The organism is Thalassospira sp. TSL5-1 (assembly GCF_001907695.1).
GTDB lineage: Bacteria > Pseudomonadota > Alphaproteobacteria > Rhodospirillales > Thalassospiraceae > Thalassospira.
Genome location: NZ_KV880651.1, coordinates 1 through 981, shown reverse-complemented (window position 1 = coordinate 981; position 981 = coordinate 1). Strand labels below are relative to the sequence as shown.

General features: G+C 55.8%; 1 protein-coding gene. It reads left to right on the top strand.

All coding sequences use genetic code 11. The features are described from left to right. Positions 1-19 precede the first annotated feature (19 nt). The coding region (locus LF95_RS22495; RefSeq protein WP_143182161.1) for a hypothetical protein at positions 20-981 on the top strand (962 nt) is incomplete at its 3' end.

The window sequence follows — 981 nt, the reverse complement described above, 5'->3', positions numbered from 1 at the left end:
GCAGCGTGACCGTTATGTGATGTCTGATTCAGCGGGCCGTGTGACGGAGTTTAAGGTTGAGGGGCTTGTCGGTGGCGGGTTTGTGGTCATGGAGACGACGTCGGCCTATTCGCCACAAAGGACCCGTTTTGTGATGTATAACGCGGCGGGATACCGGGTGGGCAAGCCCCAGATGGTGACGGTTGAAGACCGCCAGCAGGGGTCGGCCGAGATCATTGCGCTCCAGGATGGCGGTTTTGTTCTGCTGTTTTCGTACCGGATGTCTGGTGATTCCAATGATGATAGCTATGGCCAGCGTTATTCTGCCACCGGGGAGGCCATTGGTGAGCGTTTTGAGATCAGTGGAGCGCAGACAGGAGTTGATGCGCAGACCAATGGTGTTGAGCTTGCCGATGGTCGTCTTGTTATTTTCTCGATGAATCAGTTTGGCCGGACGCATACGACCACGCTTCAGGTGTTCAGTGCGCATGGGGTCAAACTTGGCAGCAATGTTGTTGCTTTGCAGGGGGATGGCACGAATCCGGAGTTCAAGCCGAGTGCGATGCTATTGGCCGACGGCCGGGTCGCGGTGACCATCGGGACGACGCTTCAGGTCTATAGCATTGATGTGAACAATGCTGTGGCGCTCGATATGACAGTTGATATCGATGCGGCGAACATGACGAGCGGTGATGTGACCGTCTCGGATCTCGTTGCCCTAGCGGATGGGGGCGTGTTTGTGGCCTTCACGCGTCTTGTGCCCGGGGGCTTTGCCAAAGTTTATGGTCAGCGTTATGACGCGGCGGGCAATCCGGTGCATGGGGAGGTTGACTTTGAAGATCTTGCCTATGGATCGGAGCTGAATATCCGTCTTGAACCAGCCTCGGACGGGGGTGTGTATCTGTATTACAGCAACGAGAATGCGTCGGGAACGACGGACCTTTATCGTATTCATGTTGATGCGGGCGTGACTGGAGAGACACTTGGCGATGCCCAGTATCT